Origin of the sequence: Photobacterium sp. 2_MG-2023 (assembly GCF_030547675.1) — a bacterium.
Classification (GTDB): Bacteria; Pseudomonadota; Gammaproteobacteria; order Enterobacterales; family Vibrionaceae; genus Photobacterium; species Photobacterium arenosum.
This window is the reverse complement of sequence record NZ_JAUOQQ010000028.1, coordinates 14,747-35,287: the sequence shown is the minus strand read 5'-3', so window position 1 is coordinate 35,287 and position 20,541 is coordinate 14,747. Positions and strand designations below refer to the sequence as shown.

At 52.2% G+C, this 20,541-nt stretch carries 18 protein-coding genes; 17 read left to right on the top strand and 1 reads right to left on the bottom strand.

Going from position 1 to position 20,541, the window contains the following annotated elements:
- Positions 1–184: 184 nt before the first annotated feature.
- The 11 genes from rpoE (at position 185) to acpS (ending at position 9,209) form a co-directional block, all read left to right on the top strand.
- A complete protein-coding gene (rpoE, locus tag Q4491_RS18580; RefSeq protein WP_027253576.1) occupies positions 185–763 on the top strand; it encodes an RNA polymerase sigma factor RpoE in 579 nt (192 codons plus the stop codon).
- A gap of 24 nt (positions 764–787) precedes the next feature.
- Positions 788–1,426 (top strand): sigma-E factor negative regulatory protein, encoded by a 639-nt coding sequence (locus Q4491_RS18575; RefSeq protein WP_192015734.1) that lies wholly within the window; start codon positions 788–790, stop codon positions 1,424–1,426.
- Between the two features lie 14 nt (positions 1,427–1,440).
- Complete coding sequence (rseB, locus tag Q4491_RS18570; protein WP_192015733.1) at positions 1,441–2,412, top strand: sigma-E factor regulatory protein RseB; 972 nt, start codon at positions 1,441–1,443, stop codon at positions 2,410–2,412.
- On the top strand, positions 2,409–2,921 hold the full coding sequence (locus Q4491_RS18565; protein ID WP_218384247.1) for a SoxR reducing system RseC family protein: 513 nt from the start codon (positions 2,409–2,411) through the stop codon (positions 2,919–2,921). The genes rseB and Q4491_RS18565 overlap by 4 nt, the downstream gene beginning before the upstream one ends.
- A 73-nt stretch (positions 2,922–2,994) precedes the next feature.
- On the top strand, positions 2,995–4,791 hold the full coding sequence (gene lepA / locus Q4491_RS18560; RefSeq protein WP_192015731.1) for a translation elongation factor 4: 1,797 nt from the start codon (positions 2,995–2,997) through the stop codon (positions 4,789–4,791).
- A 99-nt stretch (positions 4,792–4,890) separates the two neighbouring features.
- On the top strand, positions 4,891–5,790 hold the full coding sequence (gene lepB, locus Q4491_RS18555) for a signal peptidase I (RefSeq protein WP_303459762.1): 900 nt from the start codon (positions 4,891–4,893) through the stop codon (positions 5,788–5,790).
- Between the two features lie 10 nt (positions 5,791–5,800).
- Entirely contained in the window at positions 5,801–6,475 is a 675-nt protein-coding gene (gene rnc, locus Q4491_RS18550) for a ribonuclease III (RefSeq protein WP_027253570.1), read from the top strand.
- The gene (gene era / locus Q4491_RS18545) at positions 6,472–7,377 is read left to right on the top strand and encodes a GTPase Era (RefSeq protein ID WP_192015730.1); all 906 of its coding nucleotides are present in this window, start codon (positions 6,472–6,474) and stop codon (positions 7,375–7,377) included. The genes rnc and era overlap by 4 nt, the downstream gene beginning before the upstream one ends.
- An 8-nt stretch (positions 7,378–7,385) precedes the next feature.
- Positions 7,386–8,096: a DNA repair protein RecO gene (gene recO / locus Q4491_RS18540; RefSeq protein WP_303459758.1), complete on the top strand. Its 711-nt coding sequence runs from the start codon at positions 7,386–7,388 to the stop codon at positions 8,094–8,096.
- Complete coding sequence (gene pdxJ / locus Q4491_RS18535) at positions 8,093–8,824, top strand: pyridoxine 5'-phosphate synthase (protein WP_192015728.1); 732 nt, start codon at positions 8,093–8,095, stop codon at positions 8,822–8,824. Before recO ends, pdxJ begins: the two co-directional genes overlap by 4 nt.
- Before the next feature lies 1 nt (position 8,825).
- Complete coding sequence (gene acpS, locus Q4491_RS18530) at positions 8,826–9,209, top strand: holo-ACP synthase (RefSeq protein ID WP_218384243.1); 384 nt, start codon at positions 8,826–8,828, stop codon at positions 9,207–9,209.
- Positions 9,210–9,401: 192 nt separating this feature from the next.
- Here acpS and barA read toward each other — a convergent pair whose 3' ends face one another.
- A complete protein-coding gene (gene barA, locus Q4491_RS18525) occupies positions 9,402–12,170 on the bottom strand; it encodes a two-component sensor histidine kinase BarA (RefSeq protein WP_192015726.1) in 2,769 nt (922 codons plus the stop codon).
- A gap of 156 nt (positions 12,171–12,326) precedes the next feature.
- On the opposite strand from barA, the gene rlmD reads away from it, so the two are divergent.
- From rlmD to ftsB, 6 genes are all read left to right on the top strand, one after another.
- The gene (rlmD, locus tag Q4491_RS18520) at positions 12,327–13,664 is read left to right on the top strand and encodes a 23S rRNA (uracil(1939)-C(5))-methyltransferase RlmD (RefSeq protein WP_303459811.1); all 1,338 of its coding nucleotides are present in this window, start codon (positions 12,327–12,329) and stop codon (positions 13,662–13,664) included.
- A 74-nt stretch (positions 13,665–13,738) separates the two neighbouring features.
- On the top strand, positions 13,739–15,964 hold the full coding sequence (relA, locus tag Q4491_RS18515) for a GTP diphosphokinase (RefSeq protein ID WP_192015725.1): 2,226 nt from the start codon (positions 13,739–13,741) through the stop codon (positions 15,962–15,964).
- 78 nt (positions 15,965–16,042) lie between these two features.
- On the top strand, positions 16,043–16,855 hold the full coding sequence (gene mazG, locus Q4491_RS18510) for a nucleoside triphosphate pyrophosphohydrolase (protein ID WP_218384236.1): 813 nt from the start codon (positions 16,043–16,045) through the stop codon (positions 16,853–16,855).
- Between the two features lie 169 nt (positions 16,856–17,024).
- Positions 17,025–18,665 carry a CTP synthase gene (locus Q4491_RS18505; protein ID WP_192015723.1) on the top strand — a complete coding sequence of 547 codons (1,641 nt, stop codon included), beginning with the start codon at positions 17,025–17,027 and terminating at the stop codon, positions 18,663–18,665.
- A gap of 83 nt (positions 18,666–18,748) precedes the next feature.
- On the top strand, positions 18,749–20,050 hold the full coding sequence (eno, locus tag Q4491_RS18500) for a phosphopyruvate hydratase (RefSeq protein WP_192015722.1): 1,302 nt from the start codon (positions 18,749–18,751) through the stop codon (positions 20,048–20,050).
- A 187-nt stretch (positions 20,051–20,237) separates the two neighbouring features.
- Entirely contained in the window at positions 20,238–20,519 is a 282-nt protein-coding gene (gene ftsB / locus Q4491_RS18495) for a cell division protein FtsB (protein WP_192015721.1), read from the top strand.
- Positions 20,520–20,541: the final 22 nt, after the last annotated feature.

Sequence of the window (20,541 nt, the reverse complement as noted above, 5' to 3'; positions counted from 1 at the left end):
CACCCGGGCGAATGTGCCAGTAAGGTGTGCGGGAACTTTGCGCTTTTTTTGGGGTCAGTAATTCTTTAGGCTTCTATGTCCATAGAATATAAATAGTTCTGAACACAGGATGGATAAATTGGCTGCATCCGGTACGGTTCAGAGCAGAGATGACCTTGTCACAGACAGAGGAGTACACGCTCGAATGAGCGAGCAGTTAACTGACCAGGCACTGATTGAGCGAGTACAGCGAGGGGACAAGCAAGCCTTTAATTTACTGGTCGTAAAGTACCAGAACAAGGTTTGCAACCTTATTGCCCGTTATGTTGGCAATTCCGGTGATGTGCCGGATGTGGCGCAGGAAGCCTTTATCAAAGCTTACCGTGCGCTACCGTCTTTTCGTGGGGAAAGTGCATTTTATACTTGGCTATATCGTATAGCCGTGAATACGGCAAAAAATTACTTGGTGGCTCAGGGGCGCCGTCCGCCTGCAACAGACGTTGATGCGGAAGATGCCGAGTACTATGAAAATGGCAGTGCATTAAAAGAAATTTCGAACCCTGAGAACCAAATGTTGTCAGATGAATTGAAGCGGGTGGTATTCAGTACCATAGAAAGCCTCCCGGATGATTTGAAAACTGCAATTACGCTTCGCGAACTTGAAGGATTGAGTTACGAGGAAATTGCGGAAGTCATGGGCTGTCCGGTGGGTACGGTACGTTCCCGTATTTTCCGGGCTCGGGAGGCGGTAGAAAAACGTATTGCCCCCCTAATGCAGCGCTAATATTTGGGCCAAACGGTGACAAAGATGGCTGATAAAGAAAAGATTTCGGCTTTGCTTGATGGTGAAGACGTTGATCAAAGTATCATAAACCAGCTTCTGGTGGATGATAATGCAAAGCAAAGCTGGCAAGCTTATCAATTGATGAGCGATGTGATGCACGGTGAAGCGCCGGGGCACCCCAAGTGGGATATCGCCGGAAACGTGGCGATGGCGCTCGATAATGAACCTGCGCACAGCCTTGCAGACAGTGTCGCGGCGTCGGCGAATGTGGTGTCTCTGCCGCATGTGGAGCAACCAACGCCCCATCAGGCACGTCGTACTATGCCAGCCTGGCTGACACAATTTGGTCAGGTGGCATTAGCTGCCTGTGTTTCTTTGGCAGTGATTGTCGGCGTACAACAATATAACGGTGGTGAAGAGGCTGGGTTAGCGAGTGATGCTAATACTCAGGTGCCTGTTTTACAGACCATTCCTTTTGCCGGAACTGCTGAACCAGTCAGCCTGACGCGGGATTCTGTTCGTACCCGGACTGAATCGCCAAGCGAAGCACAACTGATGGAACAAAGACGTCGTATTAATGCGATGTTACAGGACTATGAGTTGCAACTGCGCCTGAATGCGGAAGACGGCAGTTTGGATAGAACCCTGTTGGAATCACACTGATTCGTGGCGGTGATATGAAGAAAATTCTGGTCGGTGCTCTGACACTGGTCAGCTTGGCTATGCCTTGGCAAGCCTCTGCGGAAGAAGACGCTATGACTTCTGCAGAGGCTTTGTTGCATCAAATGGATCAGGCAACCAGGCAGTTGAGCTATGAGGTGTCTTACATCCTCATCAAGAAAAACAGTATTGAACCCTTACGTTATCGCCATGCAGTAGAAGATGGCGAGACATTTGCACATCTGGTGTACCTCAGCGGTCCGCCGCGTGAGGTTATTCAGCGTGGCAAAGAAGTCAGTTACTTTGAGCCAGGGCTGGACCCGTTTACCATCGACAGCAATCGCATGGTGGCCCCTTTGCCGCCTATTATGCGTACCAATGTGGCAGAGCTGGCCCAGTTTTATGACTTCATCCCCATGGGACGATCCCGTGAGGCGGGAACCGCCTGTGATGTGGTACGTATCGCGCCCAAAGACGGCGCCCGCTATTCCTACCTGTTGTGGATGGACACCCGCTCTCATTTAGTCTTGCGGGCAGATTTACTGGATCGGGATGGTGAGCCTTTAGAACAATACCGCGCAGTGTCTTTTGTCGTGAATGACAAAGTGGCCGATATTCTGGAAAGTCTGAAATCAGTGAAACTGCCGGAAGTGGTTCAGCTACCGCCACAGCCACAGGTGGACTTGTCCTGGCAGGTCGACTGGTTGCCGCTGGGCTTTGAAAGTATTTCACACAACCGACACCGCCTGATGCTGACTGAGCGTCCGGTTGAAAGCCAGATGTATACGGACGGCCTGTTTAGTTTCTCTATTTATGTCTCGGCTGCAGATGGCTTCAGTGTGCGGGAACAACTGGTTCGCCAGGGACGACGTACGCTGCACAGCCAGTTACTGAAAGACAAAGAGATCACTGTTGTCGGTGACATACCGCCGGCAACGGCGCGCCGGGTGGCTGAGTCGGTCTCTTTTCAGGGAGTCAGCCAGCCATGATGCATTCACTGGCCACAGTGGTGGCTGTTGATAAAAAGCAGATCATCGTCAGTTGCCAGCAGCAAACCAGCTGCGGATCCTGTGCCTCACAAAATAGCTGTGGCACAGGCGTAGTCAGCAAAGTATTACCTGGTCGCCAGCATCAACTGACGTTATCGACAACCCATATTAATGATCCTATTCACATCGGTCAGCTGGTTGAAATCGGGTTATCTGAACGCAGCGTGCTGCAATCTGCGTTGCTGGTTTACGTGCTGCCGTTAGTGTGTCTGCTGTTGGGGACCTTGCTCGGCCAGTGGTGGTTTGTTGAGCTGGCTGGCGGTGGCGAAGGGGGCGTAATTGCCTGTGCCCTTGCCGGTGGCGTGGTAGGACTGCTGATTGCGCGATATCGCGCCAGAAGATTATCGGCCCTGGGGGATTATCAACCCAGCCTGATTCGGGTGCTCGGAAAGCCTGTCGCGGAGGGGCTGGAAACAAATGCACTATCGAAAGATAGCAGCAGCCGTTGAAATTCGGTAGAATCTGCCAACTTGATCGTAAGATCCCATTCATTTTTAAATCACGAGTTAGTCACGCCAATTCATGAAGCACATTCGTAACTTTTCGATTATTGCACATATCGACCACGGTAAGTCGACGTTATCTGACCGCTTGATTCAAGTCTGCGGTGGCCTTTCCGATCGTGAAATGGCTGCGCAAGTGCTTGATTCAATGGATCTGGAACGTGAACGTGGCATCACCATCAAGGCCCAGAGCGTGACGCTCAATTACACGGCAAAAGATGGTGAAACCTATCAACTGAACTTTATCGACACACCGGGACACGTAGACTTTTCCTATGAAGTCTCCCGTTCGCTGGCGGCCTGTGAAGGTGCGTTGCTGGTGGTCGATGCCGGTCAGGGTGTGGAAGCCCAGACACTGGCTAACTGTTATACCGCGATTGAAATGGATCTGGAAGTTGTGCCGATCCTGAACAAAATCGATCTGCCAGCGGCTGATCCTGAACGTGTCGCGGAAGAAATTGAAGAAATCGTCGGTATCGACGCGATAGAAGCCACCCGTTGTTCAGCCAAAACTGGCCTGGGCGTTGACGAGGTGCTGGAAAACATCGTGCGTTCGATTCCTGCGCCAGAGGGCGACCCGGATGCGCCGCCACAGGCGCTGATCATCGACTCCTGGTTCGATAACTACCTGGGTGTTGTTTCTTTGGTCCGCATTAAAAACGGCGCCCTGAAGAAGAACGATAAGATCAAGGTCATGAGCACAGGACAGACCTGGAACGTTGACCGTATCGGTATCTTTACTCCGAAACAGGTGGATAAAGACATACTGAGAACGGGCGAAGTGGGCTGGGTGGTCTGCGGTATTAAAGATATCCTGGGCGCGCCGGTGGGCGATACCCTGACACTGGCGAAGAACGGCTGTGAAAAGGCGCTGCCAGGCTTTAAAAAAGTGAAACCTCAGGTGTATGCAGGCCTGTTCCCGGTATCGTCTGACGATTATGAGAACTTCCGTGATGCACTGGGCAAACTGAGCCTGAATGATGCTTCACTGTTCTATGAACCGGAAAGCTCTGCCGCTCTGGGCTTTGGCTTCCGCTGTGGTTTCCTTGGCATGTTACACATGGAAATCATTCAGGAGCGTCTGGAGCGTGAATACGATCTGGATCTGATCACCACTGCACCGACTGTAGTGTATGAGGTGAAGAAGAGTAATGGCGACATGCTGTATGTTGACAGCCCGGCCAAACTGCCGCCTATTAATGATATTGAAATCATTGGCGAGCCGATTGCCCGCTGTAACATTCTGGTGCCAAGCGAATACCTGGGTAATGTGATTACTCTGTGTGTTGAAAAACGCGGCTCTCAGGTCGATATGGTTTACCACGGTAACCAGGTTGCGCTGACTTATGACATTCCGATGTCAGAAGTGGTACTGGATTTCTTCGACCGTCTGAAGTCAACATCGCGCGGTTATGCCTCTCTGGATTATGGCTTCCAGCGTTATCAGGAATCTGACATGGTTCGGGTCGATATCCTGTTAAACGGTGACCGTGTTGATGCGCTGGCTATCATTACCCATAAAGACCATGCGCAATCGCGTGGTCGTGATGTGGTTGAGAAAATGCGGGAGTTCATTCCCCGCCAGATGTTTGATATCGCGATTCAGGCAGCGATCGGTAACCACATTATCGCTCGCTCGACCGTGAAACAGTTACGCAAAAACGTTATCGCCAAGTGTTATGGTGGTGACGTGAGCCGTAAGAAAAAACTGCTGCAGAAGCAGAAAGAAGGTAAAAAGCGCATGAAGCAGATCGGCAATGTCGAACTGCCGCAGGAAGCCTTCCTCGCCATACTGCATGTAGGTAAAGACAAATAATTCGAGTCCGCCTTCCGCCGCATTATGCGGCGGAATGGTTAGGGTCTTCAGACCCTGAGAGACCATGAAAAATTCATCATAGGGACATTAGGAACAGCAATGGCAAATCTGTTTTCGTTAATTTTAGTGCTGGCAACCATAGTGACCGGAATTATCTGGGCACTGGACCGGTTCCTCTGGGCACCTAAGCGTCAGTTGAAAATCGACGCTGCGGCGGCCAATGCCGGTGGCCAGGTGGATGCTAAAACCTTGGAAGCTGTTGCGCCACAGCCTGGCTGGGTTGAATCGACCAGCTCTATGTTCCCTGTGATAGCGCTTATCATGGTGTTTCGCTCGTTTATATATGAGCCGTTCCAGATCCCATCCGGATCGATGATGCCGACATTGCTGGTTGGCGATTTCATTCTGGTTGAAAAATTTGCTTATGGTCTGCGCGATCCTGTATTTCGTCATAAACTGGTGGAAACCGGCGAACCTGAACGTGGAGACATTGCTGTCTTTAAATACCCGGTAAACCCTAATGTTGATTACATTAAGCGCGTTGTGGGATTGCCGGGCGATTTAGTTCGCTATAGTGACAATAAGCAGCTCTGTATTGCACCTAAAGGCACCACAGAATGTAAACCTGTCATGATGAGTCAGATGCACGACAGTGATTTTGTTCAGAACCGAACCCGGCTGATCCAGTTTACTGAGCAGCTTGGTGAGGCGAAACATGACATTCTGATCCATCCGCTAAGACCGAATCAGACGTTTGATTATCAACCGCGTCCCGGGCTGGCTGAGTGGGTGGTACCTGAAGGTCACTACTTTGTGATGGGTGACAATCGTGATAACAGTGCAGACAGCCGCTACTGGGGATTCGTGCCGGAAGCAAATCTGGTTGGCAAGGCGGTCGGGATCTGGATCAGCTTTGAATTTGAACGAAGTGCCGATAGTGTACTTCCCTCTTGGATTCCTACCGGTGTGCGCTTCAGCCGCATCGGAGGCATAGACTGATCGGGAAAAAATGACATCTCCTGTACAAAGACTCCAGCGTAAGCTGGGACACGAATTTAAGAACAGCGAATTACTGACCCTGGCGCTGACACACAGAAGCGCCAACGGCACGCACAACGAGCGTCTGGAGTTCCTGGGTGACTCTATCCTGAGCTTTGTGATTGCCGATGAGCTATACCATCGCTTCCCTAAAGTTGACGAAGGCGATATGAGCCGGATGCGCGCCACTCTGGTCCGGGGTAAAACGCTGGCTGAATTAGGCCGCGAATTCGAGCTGGGTGATCATCTGCTGCTGGGGCCGGGCGAACTGAAAAGCGGCGGTTATCGCCGCGATTCCATTCTGGCTGACTGTGTCGAAGCCATTATTGGGGCAATTTACCTCGACAGTGATATCGAATGTGTCCGCCATATCGTTTTGAGCTGGTATCAGAGTCGTCTGGACACCATACAACCCGGTATAAACCAGAAAGACCCGAAAACCCGTCTGCAGGAATGCCTTCAGGGGCGTCGTTTGCCGCTTCCGGCATATACTGTAACTAAGGTACAGGGTGAAGCACACAATCAGGAATTCACTGTACAGTGCGACGTCTCGGGGCTGGATAACCCTGTGGTTGGTAAAGGCGGTAGTCGGCGCAAGGCTGAGCAGGCTGCGGCAGAACTGGCATTGAAGCAGTTAGAATCATGACAGATAAAACACATTGTGGCTTTATTGCCATCGTTGGCCGTCCGAATGTCGGTAAATCAACACTGCTTAACCGTCTGGTCGGGCAGAAGTTGTCGATCACCTCGCGTAAACCGCAGACCACCCGCCACCGTATCATGGGCGTGGATACCCGAGACGGTTATCAGGCTGTGTATGTGGATACCCCCGGGCTGCATATCGAGGAAAAGCGCACCATTAACCGCCTGATGAACCGTGCGGCCAGCAGCTCGCTGACCGATGTTGAACTGGTGCTGTTCCTGGTGGACGGCACCATGTGGACGCCGGACGATGAAATGGTGCTTAACAAGCTGGCGAAAAGCGGCCTGCCTGTGGTGCTGCTGGTCAACAAAGTCGATAACGTTAAAATGAAGTACGATCTGTTCCCGCATATGCAGGAGCTGGCGAAAAAAATGGACTTCAAAGCTATCGTGCCGATTGCTGCCAAGCATGGTACCGGTATTGAGGATGTTGAAAAGATAGTCCGCGGTTGTTTGCCGGAAGGGGAGTATTACTTCCCGGAAGAGTACGTGACAGATCGTTCACAGCGTTTTATGGCCTCGGAAATCATCCGTGAAAAGCTGATGCGTTTTACCGGCGAAGAGCTGCCGTATTCTGTGACCGTTGACATAGAGCGTTTTGACTATAATCCGGAAACCGATGGCTTTGATATCAACGGTCTGATTCTGGTTGAGCGTAAGGGCCAGAAGAAGATGGTGATAGGCAAAGGTGGCGAGAAAATCAAAACCATTGGCCGCGAAGCCCGTCTCGACATGGAAGATTTGTTCGAGCGCAAGGTGTACCTTGAACTGTGGGTGAAAGTGAAATCCGGTTGGGCTGATGACGAACGCGCCCTGCGTAGTCTTGGCTATATCGACGATCTTTAAGGACAGCGATGGAAGGGTTGCAGCGCTGTTTTGTTCTGCACTCTCGTCACTACAGCGAGACGAGCCTGATCCTGGATGTCTTCAGTGAAGAGTCCGGTCGGATCACCCTAATAGCGAAAGGTGCCCGTCGTAAGCGCTCCAATCTCAAAGGAGCGCTTCAGCCATTTACCCCCCTATTCATCAAATGGACTGGCCGCGGCACTATGCCGGTTCTGACTCACGCCGAACCTATCAGTATCGGGCTGCCCATGCGCAGCTATATCCTGTATTCCGCCTTGTATGTGAACGAGATTCTGGCTCGGGTACTGGAAGTTCAGACGCCTTATCCTGCCTTGTTTCTTGATTATCTCAATGTGCTGAGAGAGCTTGCTCAGGCGGAAAATCCCGAACCCGCACTACGCCGCTTTGAACTGGCGCTGCTGGATCACTTGGGTTACGGTGTGGACTTTCTTCATTGTACCGGCAGCGGGCTGCCGGTTGACGATGAAATGACGTATAACTACCGGGAGCAAAGAGGTTTTATTGCTTCTATGGTTGCCGGCCAGCTGACGTTTACCGGACGGCAACTGAAAGCCATTGCCGCCCGGCATTTTGAATCCCAGGATCAGCTCAGGGCAGCAAAGCGCTTTACACGTATGGCCCTGAAACCGTATCTTGGCAGCAAACCATTAAAAAGCAGGGAATTGTTTGTCCCTAGAGGAAGGAGTACCGCTACATGAAGAATATACTGCTCGGCGTCAATATCGACCACGTTGCGACTTTACGTAATGCCCGCGGCACCCGGTACCCGGATCCGGTGCATGCGGCCGAAGTAGCAGAACGCGCAGGCGCTGATGGTATTACCATTCATTTACGCGAAGACCGTCGTCATATTACTGACCGCGATGTCCGCATTCTGCGCGACACCATTCAGACGCGTATGAATCTGGAAATGGCAGTGACCGATGAGATGGTGCAGATAGCGCTGGATACCCAACCTGAGTTCGTCTGCCTGGTGCCGGAAAAACGAGAAGAGCTGACCACTGAAGGCGGCCTGGATGTGGTGGGTCAACTGGACAAAGTGAAAGCGGCAACCGAAAAACTGAGCTCGGCGGGTATTTTGGTTTCTCTGTTCATTGATGCGGATCGCGCGCAAATCGATGCCGCTGTGGCTTGTGGTGCGCCTTATATCGAGCTGCATACCGGCCATTACGCCGATGCAGCAACGGACACAGAGCAACAGGCCGAGCTGAAGAAAATTGCTGCTGCGGCCAGTTATGCCCATGATCAGGGTATCAAAGTCAATGCAGGCCACGGGCTGACCTATCACAATGTCAAACCCATTGCGGCCCTACCTGAGATTTACGAGCTCAATATTGGTCATGCCATTATCGGCCGTGCCGTGTTTGACGGCCTGCATAAAGCCGTGGCAGACATGAAAGCCGTGATGCTGGAAGCACGCTGGTAACATGGCTATTGTCGGATTGGGGACAGACATTGCTGAAATTGCCCGTGTCGAACATGTACTCGCCCGTGCCGGCGAGACGTTTGCCCGGCGGGTACTGACACCTGAAGAGTTAACCATTTTCAGTCAGCATAAGCAGGCAGGTCGCTATCTGGCTAAGCGTTTTGCCGTAAAAGAAGCGGCCGCCAAAGCGCTGGGAACAGGCATAGCCTGCGGTGTCTCGTTTCAGGATTTTACCGTCACCAATAACGAACGCGGCAAGCCAGAGTTGGCATTGGCCGGTAAAGCGGCCGAGCTGGCCGCGCAGATGGCGGTCCGCCATATTCACCTGACCATTGCCGATGAAAAACACTATGCAGTGGCAACCGTGATCCTGGAGTCGGGCTGAAAGCGCAATCAGTCCGCCGGAGATAAAGAAAGGGAAACGTTGTTTCCCTTTTTTGACGAAAAAATGGGAGGAGTGAACAAGATTTGACGTAAGAGCCTCAAAGGTGGTGGCTGGTATTGGCATGTCACTCACCTGCCGGCTGCCAAAAGCATGAAACAAAGCAGAAAGGTCATCCTTTCTGCATGATGGGTGTTACTGCCGGTAAGCCTGCGATGCCCTGACCACATTGTTCATTTCGTCGATTAGCTCGAACAGTTCCGGTTCCAGCTCGGTGGCTGAACTCCCGGCTTTGAGCTGGGTTTCCAGGGTATAGCAGAGGTTTTTCAGCCTTGGCACGCCACTGTAGGCGCAACTGCCATGCAGTTTGTGGATGGACGGCCACAGGTCAATGTCTTTGCCGTCCAGCACTTCATTGACCAGCATTTCCACTTCGGGCATAAAATCGAGCAGCATCTGCAACATGTCACGGGCCAGGTCTTCTTTGCCTGCAGCTTGTTTCAGCGCCAGATCCCAGTCCCAGCTGACGTTATTATTCACTGTATCAGGCTTAACGGATGGCGCTGCGGAAGCCACGGCAGGTGCTGAACTGTTGCTCTGTGGCTGCGGAATCCATTTGGCCAGCATCTGCTGCAAAATCTGTTCTTCAATGGGCTTGGTCAGGTAATCGTCCATACCAGCACGAAGCAAGCGTTCACGTTCGCCAGCCATCGCATGGGCTGTGACCGCGATGACGGGCGTATGGCTGTTCAGCGTGGTTTCATGAATCGCCTCACAGGCTCTGACGCCGTCCATCTCAGGCATCTGAATATCCATGAAGACTAAATCAAAGGCTTTCTGCTGCGCGTAATCCACGGCTTTACGGCCGCCGGTGGCGGTAATCACGGTTTCTACCCGTTCACTGAGCAGGGCGGCGATCAGTTTCAGGTTGGCCGGGTTGTCATCAACCGCCATAACGGTGAGCGGCAGCAGGGCATCGTTCGTGGCAGCCAGTGGCAGTGGTTCGGGCTCTTCCTGATGATCTGTCTGGCCAATCAAGGCATCAAACAGTTTACGCCGGGCCAGCGGTTTACCCAGACAAGCCGTCACACCGGCACTGAGTAAGCGTTCCGACAAGGCCAGCTCTGTGGTGGGCAGGCACACTAAAACTTTGTCGGCCAGTTGCTCGGCTTTAAAGACTTTATCCAGAATCGTTGCCAGCGGTGGCTGTTCGCCCGGTGACAGGCAGAGCAGGGCAAAGTCGTGATGTTCGACATCGTCCTCCGGCATGTCGGCCCGGTAGGTCACATCCAGTCCGGCTTGCAGCAGGCGTTGCTGCAGCACGTTGGCCGCCTGCAGGTTGGGTTCGATCAGCAGCAGGTGGCGGTTTTTCAGCTCGCTGGTATCGATAGGCTGAGATACCGGCAGGTCAGTTTTGGTCAGTTTGAGGGTGAACCAGAAGGTGGAACCCTGGTGCAGGCGACTGGTCAGGCTGATCTCGCCGCCCATCTGAGTAACCAGTTTCTGGGTGATCACCAGCCCCAGCCCGGTTCCGCCATAGCGGCGTGAAATGCTGGCATCAGCCTGGCTGAAGGCCTGGAATAATTGTGCTTGCTGGCGCTCCGAAATCCCTATCCCGGTATCACGGACCATGAATTGCAATTCGAGGCTCTCATCGCGATCGGCTTTGAGCTCCACGGCTATGTCTATGTTACCGCGCTCGGTAAATTTCACTGAGTTACCGATCAGATTAGTCAGCACTTGCTGAATACGCAGCGGATCGCCAATCAGACCGGTAGGAATACGCTGATCAACCCGCAGTGTCAGCTCCAGGCCTTTCTCGTGGGCACTGGGTGCCAGCAAACGCATGACTTCATCCAGCGAGTCGGTGAAGTCGAACGGAATGTTTTCCAGCAGCAGCTTACCGGCTTCCAGTTTGGAAAAGTCCAGGATGTCATTGATGATGGTCAGCAGATTGTTGGCAGATTTTTCGATCGTCAGCAGGTAATCGTGCTGGCTGGCACTGAGCCGGGTTTTGAGCATCTGGCGGGTAAAGCCGATGACGCCGTTCAGCGGTGTGCGCAGTTCGTGGGACATATTGGCCAGAAATTCGGATTTGACCCGGGCAGCTTCCTGAGCGCGTTTCTTGGCAATATCCAGCTCTACATTCTGTATTTCTAGCTGCTCAAGGGTTTCACGCAGATCGGACGTGGCCTGATCGATGCTTTGCTGCATTTCGATATGGTAGTCAGACAGCGAAATGGCCATGGCATTGATACCGTTTTTCAGGTTATCCAGCTCACCCAGCAATTCACCTTCAATCCGGATATCGAGATGCCCGCGGCGAATTCTGTCTACGACGCTGATCATGTGCGAAATCGGGCGGGTGACATCCCGCATCAGGCGATAGGCAAACAATCCCGACAGGATCAGGCCCAGCAGCAAGACCATCAGCGCAGTAAAGACTTCCTGATACTGCTGCAGCCGCAGGGGGCTCATGTCCATTTCAATGGCGATGTAACCCAACGCCCTGGCCTGAAACCCGGGTGCGGACAGGTTACTTTGCTGTGCTTCTGTCAGTATAGGGGCCCGCATGATCATGGTACTGTCATTGATGATGATGTCAGGAAGGAAGGGGATCGGCTGATCATCGGGAAACATCAGCGCCTCAAAATTCCGATGGAAATTTGAGGTCACAAACAGCTCATTATTGCCGTCAAATACCGCGATACTGCGTACAATATCGGAATGCTTGCGATGGGCATAACTGATGATGCGTCTGACCGCTTCACGGTTATGATCTGCCATGCCGTATTCGGTGGCAATCGCCAGCGGCTCTATGATGCTGGTGCCGGTTGCAATCAGCTGATGCTCCAGATCACGGTAGCGGCTCAATGTGAAAAATGCGCTCAATAGCAGGCCAATGATCAGGGTTGGTGCTAATGTCAGGGTGAAAACCCGGGCGCGAAGTCCGTATTTGGTCATGGTTACAAGAATTCGATTCTGTGGGAGAATTGCTGTCTATGCTGGTCACGCAAGCATGTTCCAGCCCTTAGCTTAATGAATCTTTACCGTAGCGACAATTGAAGTCGATCCGGCGTTGCCTTGAAAAGGCGACAGAACACCGTGAGTTACAACATTATGGCACGCTTTTTTAAGCCGACTAAACGAATTGTCAGCGACACCAAACACAAAGAAGTGACGGTTTCACGTCTGGACCATCTGGGATCAGGTATCGCCCATCTCGATCGCAAACCGGTTTTTATTCCGGGATTGCTGCCTGGCGAACGTGCGCTGGTGCAGCTCACTGACAATAAAAAACACTATGCCCGGGCTAAAGTCATCAAACGACTGACTGACAGCCCTGAGCGCATTACACCTCAGTGTCCTGTCTATGACCAGTGTGGTGGGTGTAACTTGCAACATCTCTCTCATTCTGCCCAGGTATCGGCCAAGCGCCAGTCTCTGGGGGAGTTGATGGCGAAGTTTGCCTTGGGTGGTGACAATGAGACTGCAACGGCATTAGTGCAGGACGAACCTGTTACAGGTGAAGAGTGGCAGTACAGGCGGAGCGCGCGTTTCAGCCTTAGGTTTGAATCCGGCAAAGGGCTGTGTTTCGGTTTTCGCCAAGAGCAGAGCAAAGAGATTGTTGATATTGAGCATTGCCCGGTACTAGCGGCTTCGCTGAATGCTCTGCTGCCGCCTTTGCGTGAATTACTGGCGCAATTGCAGGGCCGCCGGAACCTGGGGCACGTCGAGCTGGTCGAAGCCGATAATGGCCCTGTAGTCCTTATCCGGCATCTCAAGCCTTTTTCTGACCAGGATATGACGAGCATTCAGCAATTTGCTGACAGTCATCATGTTATGCTTTTTCTGGCGCCGGAACCTGATGAAGTGATCCAGCTGGCCGGTGATACGCCCTGCTATGCCGTGAATGGTTTGACACTGCAGTTCTCGCCTAAAGATTTCATTCAGGTGAACCGGACGGTGAATACCCGAATGATAGAACAGGCGCTGGACTGGCTGGATATTCAGCCGCAGGACAGAGTGCTGGATCTTTTCTGTGGCCTGGGTAACTTCAGTTTACCGCTGGCTCAGAAAGCACAGCAAGTCGTCGGTGTCGAAGGGGTGGATGAGATGGTGCGCCGAGCCAGTACCAATGCGGCGCTGAATAAGCTGGCGAATACGGCTTTTTATCAGGGCAATCTTGAACAGGGTATTGAGACGTTCAGCTGGGCCAGCAAAGGTTTCGACAAAGTATTGCTGGATCCGGCACGCGCGGGTGCTGCCGGGGTAATGAAAGAAGTGGCAGCGCTATCACCCAGCCGGATTTTATATGTCTCCTGCAATCCGTCCACACTGGCGCGGGACAGTCAGGTATTGTTGCAACAGGGCTATCAGTTGCAACGGCTGGGAATGCTGGATATGTTTCCCCATACGGGGCACTTAGAATCTATGGCACTGTTTATCCGAACCTGATGCCAGGCTGAGCCGGCAAAGGCCGCAGGGAGTAACAGAAAGCCATCCGTAATAACGCTATACAGGACAGAATCATGGTCGCAGTTCGCGGTGCGCATTTGAAGGAAAACGCAAAATTTGAGTTGGTACCCTGGGTAGAGAGTCTGCTGCAGGATGCTAAAACCTCGGACCGTCTGCTCCAAACCTATCAGCGCTGTGAAGCGCATCTGGACAACAAGGAAGCGGCCGGTCAGTTACTGTGGCGTGGCCGGGAAATGGTTGAAATCCTGGTGATGCTCAGTATGGATACCGACACCCTGGTGGCGGCCCTGCTGTTCCCGCTTGTTGAAGGTGGCTTCTACAAGAGTGATGACATCAAAGAGGAATACGGCCAGACCATTCTGCAAATGGTCAAGGGCGTTAAGCAGATGGCGGCAATCAGCCAGTTGAATGCCATCAAAGAAGGCGCGGCACAATCGGCACAGGTCGATAATATTCGCCGCATGCTGCTTTCTATGGTGGATGACTTCCGCTGCGTGGTGATCAAACTGGCCGAGCGCATCTGTAATCTGCGCGAGGTGAAGGACGAGCCGGATAATGTTCGTCGTGCCGCGGCGCGGGAGTGTTCCAATATCTATGCCCCGCTGGCAAACCGTTTGGGTATCGGTCAGCTTAAGTGGGAAATCGAAGATTACGCGTTTCGCTACAAACACCCGGATACCTATAAGCAGATCGCCAGACAGCTGTCTGAGCGCCGTATCGACCGGGAGCACTACATCGACCATTTCGTTAAGGATCTGGATGAGTCGATGAAAGCGTCGAATATCAAGGCGGAGGTGCATGGGCGGCCTAAGCATATCTACAGCATCTGGCGCAAAATGCAGAAAAAGAATCTCGCCTTTGATGAGCTGTTTGATGTGCGAGCGGTGCGTATTATCGCGGATCAGCTTCAGGACTGCTATGCGGCACTGGGGGTGGTGCATACCAAATACCGCCATCTGCCCAAAGAGTTCGATGATTATGTGGCCAACCCCAAACCCAACGGTTATCAGTCGATCCACACTGTGGTGATCGGCCCGGAAGGCAAAGCTATTGAGATCCAGATCCGCACCAAGCAGATGCACGAAGAATCCGAGCTGGGGGTGGCCGCGCACTGGAAATACAAAGAATCCGGCACCTCTGCCGGCGCTCACTCTGCCTATGATGAGAAAATCAATTGGCTGCGTAAGCTGCTGGCCTGGCAGGAAGAAATGTCCGACTCTGGCGAAATGCTCGAAGAGTTGCGCAGTCAGGTCTTCGATGACAGAGTCTATGCCTTCACCCCGAAAGGGGATGTGGTCGATCTGCCCTTGAATGCTACTCCGCTCGATTTTGCCTATCACATTCACTCTGAAGTTGGTCACCGCTGTATCGGGGCCAAAGTGGAAGGGCGAATTGTGCCTTTCACCTATCACCTGCAAATGGGCGATCAGGTTGAAATCATCACCCAGAAAGAGCCGAATCCGTCGCGTGACTGGCTGAATCCGAACCTGGGCTTTGTCAATTCAAGCCGGGCACGAGCCAAGGTGCATGCCTGGTTCCGTAAGCAAGACAGAGATAAAAACATCACGGCTGGCCGGGAAATTCTGGAGCAGGAGCTGCATAAAATCGGCGCCACCATGAAAGATGCCGAGTCCTATGCCCTGAAGCGCTTTAACGTGAACTCGACCGATGAGCTGTTTGCCGGTATCGGTAGCGGTGATCTGCGTATCAATCAGGTGATTAACCACATCAATGCGCTGGTGAACAAGCCCACGGCTGAAGAAGAAGATCAGCAGTTGTTGGAGCGTTTAACCGAGGCGGGCAGCAAAGCCAGCCAGAAAAAGCCGCAGCGCGATGCTGTGGTGGTGGAAGGGGTGGATAACCTGATGACCCACCTGGCGCGTTGCTGCCAGCCCATTCCCGGTGATGACATAGTCGGCTTTGTGACACAGGGGCGGGGGATTTCGGTTCACCGCAGCGACTGTGAACAGCTGGAAGAACTGCGTCATGTGGCGCCGCAGCGGATCATTCATACTGTCTGGGGCGGAAGCTTTGCCGGGCGCTACACGCTGACCGTCAGGGTAACCGCTTCTGAGCGTAACGGCCTGATTAAAGATCTGACCAACACCATGCACAATGAAAAGGTCAAAGTGGCCGGCGTGAAAAGCCGGATCGATTTCAAAAAGCAGATGGCGATCATGGATTTCGATATTGAGCTGACTGATCTCGACAGTCTGGGCAGACTGATCCTCCGCCTGGAGCAGGTGAAAGATGTCTTTGAAGCCAGACGACTGCACTGATCTCATCCTATCGACAAAACGGGCTCCGGCCCGTTTTGTGCCCAATAACAACCTGACACAGAGCACAGGATAACCATCATGAGCGATAAGCCCATCAACACCTTACTTTCCATCATGACGCAGCTGCGCGACCCGCAGCGGGGTTGCCCCTGGGATCTCAAACAGGATTTTGCCTCTATCGTGCCCCACACGCTGGAGGAAGCCTATGAAGTGGCAGATGCCATTGCTGAAGAGAGCTGGGATGATGTGAAGGAAGAATTGGGCGATTTGTTATTTCAGGTAATCTTCTACAGCCAGTTGGCGAAAGAAAAAAGCTTGTTTGATTTTGATGATGTGGTCGGCGCGATCAATCACAAACTGATTCGTCGCCATCCTCATGTTTTTGCAGATAAAGATTTCGCCGATGAAGCAGCAATACATGCGAACTGGGAAGCGGAAAAGGCCAAAGAGCGTGCAGAAAAAGGGCAGGATGACAGTATTCTGGCTAATATCCCTAAGGCAATGCCTGCTCTGAACCGGGCCGATAAAATCCAGAAACGCTGCGCCCAGCTGGGTTTCGACTGGCCAACGCTGGGGCCGGTCGTTGACAAAGTGCAGGAAGAAATCGATGAAGTGATGGAAGAAGCCCATCAGGCGGTACCCAGTCAGGAACGCATCGAAGAGGAGATCGGGGATCTGCTGTTTGCTGTTGTTAACCTGAGCCGGCACCTGAAAGTGAAACCGGAAATGGCCTTGCACAAAGCCAACCGTAAGTTCGAACGCCGGTTTCGCGAAGTGGAACGCTGTGTGCTGGAACAGGGCAAGTCGATTGACGCATGTTCACTGGATGAGCTGGATGCCGAGTGGGAAAATGTTAAGCGCAAGGAAAAGTCTGTTTCAGCATCAAAGTGAGCACTAACCCGTAAGCAGACTTTTCATCAAGGATACCGGGCTTGATTTGGAACAAAAAGCGTCTGGGTTTACTGTGATAGTTTTCACGTTGTGGCAATAAAATGTGTCTGGTATACTAATTTCCCGTCCAGATACTTTTTATCCTCTACACCAATCTTCCAGGTTAAACATGACAACGAATTACATTTTTGTGACGGGCGGTGTTGTATCCTCCCTAGGTAAAGGTATTGCTGCAGCCTCACTGGCGGCCATCTTAGAGGCCCGTGGTCTGAAAGTGACCATGATGAAGCTAGACCCTTACATTAACGTTGATCCAGGCACCATGAGCCCGATTCAACACGGTGAAGTATTCGTTACGGAAGACGGTGCAGAGACCGACCTTGACCTTGGTCACTATGAGCGTTTTATCCGTACCAAGATGACCAAGCGCAACAACTTTACTGCTGGCCGTGTCTATGAAGACGTGCTGCGTAAAGAGCGTCGCGGTGACTATCTGGGTGCGACCATTCAGGTCATCCCTCATATTACTAACGCTATCAAAGAGCGTGTGATTGCCGGTGCAGAAGGCCACGACGTTGCTATCGTTGAAGTGGGCGGTACGGTCGGTGATATCGAGTCCCTGCCATTTATGGAAGCAATTCGCCAACTGGGCGTGCAGCTGGGCCGTGAGCGTGCAATGTTTATGCACCTGACTCTGGTGCCTTACCTGGCCGCGGCCGGCGAAGTGAAAACCAAGCCTACTCAGCACTCAGTCAAAGAACTGCTGTCTATCGGTATTCAGCCGGATGTGCTGATCTGCCGTTCTGACCGTATGATTCCGGCCAATGAGCGAGCCAAGATTGCCTTGTTCTGTAACGTGCCGGAAAAAGCTGTTATCTCAATGAAAGACGTTGACTCCATCTACAAGATCCCTCAGCTGATCAAGTCGCAGGGTCTGGATGAACTGGTTTGTCAGCGCTTTGGTATTACCGCCCCGGAAGCCGATCTGAGCGAGTGGGAGCGCGTTATCTATGAAGATGCCAATCCTACCGGTGAAGTCACTATCGGTATGGTCGGTAAATACACCGAACTGCCGGATGCATATAAGTCAGTCAACGAAGCACTGAAGCACGCTGGCCTGAAAAACCGCTTGTCTGTGACCATCAAGTACGTAGATTCACAGGATGTTGAATCCAAAGGCGTAGAAATGCTTGCAGGTCTGGATGCGATTCTGGTACCGGGCGGTTTCGGTGGTCGTGGTGTTGAAGGCAAGATCATGACAGCGCAATATGCGCGTGAAAACAAAATTCCATATCTGGGCATCTGTCTGGGCATGCAAGTCGCACTGATCGAATTTGCGCGGAACGTGGCAGGTCTGAGCGGTGCACACTCAACGGAATTTGATGCCAAATCACCGTATCCTGTGGTGGGCCTGATCACTGAATGGGTCGACAGCGAAGGTAACGTTGAAGAGCGCACAGAAGAGTCGGATCTGGGCGGCACTATGCGCCTGGGCTCTCAGCTGTGCCATCTGGAAGAGAGCAGCAAAGCCCGTGAAATGTACGGCAGTGCAACAATTCACGAGCGCCACCGTCACCGTTACGAAGTGAACAACAACCTGCTGCCTCAGCTGAAAGAAGCGGGCCTGAAAATCTCCGGCCTGTCTGCTGACAAGAAGTTGGTAGAGATTATCGAAGTGCCGAATCACCCTTGGTTTGTGGCGGCTCAGTTCCACCCTGAGTTCACCTCAACACCTCGCGATGGCCATCCTTTGTTTGAAGGATTCGTCAAAGCGGCTGGTCAGCACCAGCGTGGTGAGTTCGAAGAGTAATCAGTTACAAACAGCTGTTGCACATGGAGTGCGGCAGCTTTTTTTTCGCTTTTTTAAATCAAAATAAAGCAAGAGGAAACACTATGTCTAAGATCGTTAAAGTTTTGGGTCGTGAAATCATCGACTCACGCGGTAACCCGACAGTGGAAGCTGAAGTCCACCTGGAAGGTGGTTTTGTTGGTATGGCTGCGGCACCATCTGGTGCATCAACGGGTTCCCGCGAAGCTCTGGAGCTGCGTGACGGCGACAAATCTCGTTTCCTTGGCAAAGGTGTACTGAAAGCCGTTGAAGCGGTTAACGGTCCTATTGCTCAGGCGCTGGTTGGTAAAGACGCGAAAAGCCAAGCGGACATCGACCAAATCATGATCGACCTGGACGGTACTGAAAACAAATCTAAGTTTGGTGCTAACGCTATCCTGGCTGTCTCTCTGGCGAACGCAAAAGCAGCCGCGGCAGCAAAAGGCATGCCTCTGTACGAGCACATTGCTGAACTGAACGGCACTCCGGGCAAGTTCTCTATGCCTCTGCCAATGATGAACATCATCAACGGTGGTGAGCATGCTGACAACAACGTAGACATCCAGGAATTCATGATCCAGCCAGTAGGTGCTAAAACACTGAAAGAAGGTCTGCGTATCGGTGCTGAAGTGTTCCATAACCTGGCAAAAGTACTGAAAGCCAAAGGTCTGAGCACAGCTGTTGGTGATGAAGGTGGTTTCGCACCAAACCTGGAATCTAACGCTGCGGCACTGGCTGCTATCAAAGAAGCTGTTGAAGCGGCTGGCTATGTACTGGGTAAAGACGTCACGCTGGCGATGGACTGTGCGGCTTCTGAGTTTTACGACAAAGAAGCAGGCAACTACAACATGAAAGGCGAAGGCAAAATCTTCACGTCTGAAGAGTTTAACTTCTACCTGCAGGATCTGGCGAACCAGTACCCAATCGTGTCTATCGAAGACGGTCTGGACGAGTCTGACTGGGATGGCTTCAAGCACCAGACAGAACTGCTGGGCGATAAACTGCAACTGGTGGGTGACGACCTGTTCGTGACTAACACCAAGATCCTGAAAGAAGGTATCGACAAAGGTATCGCTAACTCTATCCTGATCAAGTTCAACCAGATCGGTTCTCTGACTGAAACGCTGGCTGCTATCAAGATGGCTAAAGATGCCGGTTACACCGCCGTTATCTCTCACCGTTCCGGTGAAACTGAAGATGCAACGATTGCTGATCTGGCCGTTGGTACTGCCGCAGGTCAAATCAAGACAGGTTCTATGAGCCGTTCTGACCGTGTTGCTAAGTACAACCAGCTGATCCGTATCGAGGAAGCGCTGGGCGAGAAAGCACCGTATAACGGTCTGAAAGAAGTGAAAGGTCAGGCATAAGTCTGAAGCTTCACTTTTGTCACTTTGAGTGACCCCGGATGATAAGCCGCTCAACAGAGCGGCTTTTTTCTGTCCGAATGGCGGGTCCGGAACTGGTCACATACGGCGCTTTATGGGATTATTACCGGCTTAGAGGCTGATTAGATAGCCTGTCGACTTGTGTTAATCACCCAAGAATGAGGCTTGCATGCGTGTATTCAGTGCAGTGTTACTGCTGGTATTATCCTGGCTGCAGTACGAATTCTGGTCCGGCAAGAATGGCATGTCTGATTATATGGCGCTTAAAAACAATGTGGCGCTACAGCAAAAAGCGAATGCCGAACTGGTTCAGCGTAACCAGCAGATGTATGCAGAAATCAATGATTTGCATCAGGGCCTGGAAGCGGTAGAAGAGCGTGCACGGCATGAGCTGGGTATGATCAAGCCCGGAGAAACTTTTTTCCGCATAGTCGGTGACCATTCCCTCTAGGATGGCCACTCAGCGTTAACTT

Excerpts from the sequence above, each read along its gene's own strand:
- rpoE (WP_027253576.1), top strand. The coding sequence starts at position 185 with ATGAGCGAGCAGTTAACTGACCAGGCACTGATTGAGCGAGTACAGCGA.
- Q4491_RS18575 (WP_192015734.1), top strand. The coding sequence starts at position 788 with ATGGCTGATAAAGAAAAGATTTCGGCTTTGCTTGATGGTGAAGACGTT.
- rseB (WP_192015733.1), top strand. The coding sequence starts at position 1,441 with ATGAAGAAAATTCTGGTCGGTGCTCTGACACTGGTCAGCTTGGCTATG.
- Q4491_RS18565 (WP_218384247.1), top strand. The coding sequence starts at position 2,409 with ATGATGCATTCACTGGCCACAGTGGTGGCTGTTGATAAAAAGCAGATC.
- lepA (WP_192015731.1), top strand. The coding sequence starts at position 2,995 with ATGAAGCACATTCGTAACTTTTCGATTATTGCACATATCGACCACGGT.
- lepB (WP_303459762.1), top strand. The coding sequence starts at position 4,891 with ATGGCAAATCTGTTTTCGTTAATTTTAGTGCTGGCAACCATAGTGACC.
- rnc (WP_027253570.1), top strand. The coding sequence starts at position 5,801 with ATGACATCTCCTGTACAAAGACTCCAGCGTAAGCTGGGACACGAATTT.
- era (WP_192015730.1), top strand. The coding sequence starts at position 6,472 with ATGACAGATAAAACACATTGTGGCTTTATTGCCATCGTTGGCCGTCCG.
- recO (WP_303459758.1), top strand. The coding sequence starts at position 7,386 with ATGGAAGGGTTGCAGCGCTGTTTTGTTCTGCACTCTCGTCACTACAGC.
- pdxJ (WP_192015728.1), top strand. The coding sequence starts at position 8,093 with ATGAAGAATATACTGCTCGGCGTCAATATCGACCACGTTGCGACTTTA.
- acpS (WP_218384243.1), top strand. The coding sequence starts at position 8,826 with ATGGCTATTGTCGGATTGGGGACAGACATTGCTGAAATTGCCCGTGTC.
- barA (WP_192015726.1), bottom strand. The coding sequence starts at position 12,170 with ATGACCAAATACGGACTTCGCGCCCGGGTTTTCACCCTGACATTAGCA.
- rlmD (WP_303459811.1), top strand. The coding sequence starts at position 12,327 with ATGGCACGCTTTTTTAAGCCGACTAAACGAATTGTCAGCGACACCAAA.
- relA (WP_192015725.1), top strand. The coding sequence starts at position 13,739 with ATGGTCGCAGTTCGCGGTGCGCATTTGAAGGAAAACGCAAAATTTGAG.
- mazG (WP_218384236.1), top strand. The coding sequence starts at position 16,043 with ATGAGCGATAAGCCCATCAACACCTTACTTTCCATCATGACGCAGCTG.
- Q4491_RS18505 (WP_192015723.1), top strand. The coding sequence starts at position 17,025 with ATGACAACGAATTACATTTTTGTGACGGGCGGTGTTGTATCCTCCCTA.
- eno (WP_192015722.1), top strand. The coding sequence starts at position 18,749 with ATGTCTAAGATCGTTAAAGTTTTGGGTCGTGAAATCATCGACTCACGC.
- ftsB (WP_192015721.1), top strand. The coding sequence starts at position 20,238 with ATGCGTGTATTCAGTGCAGTGTTACTGCTGGTATTATCCTGGCTGCAG.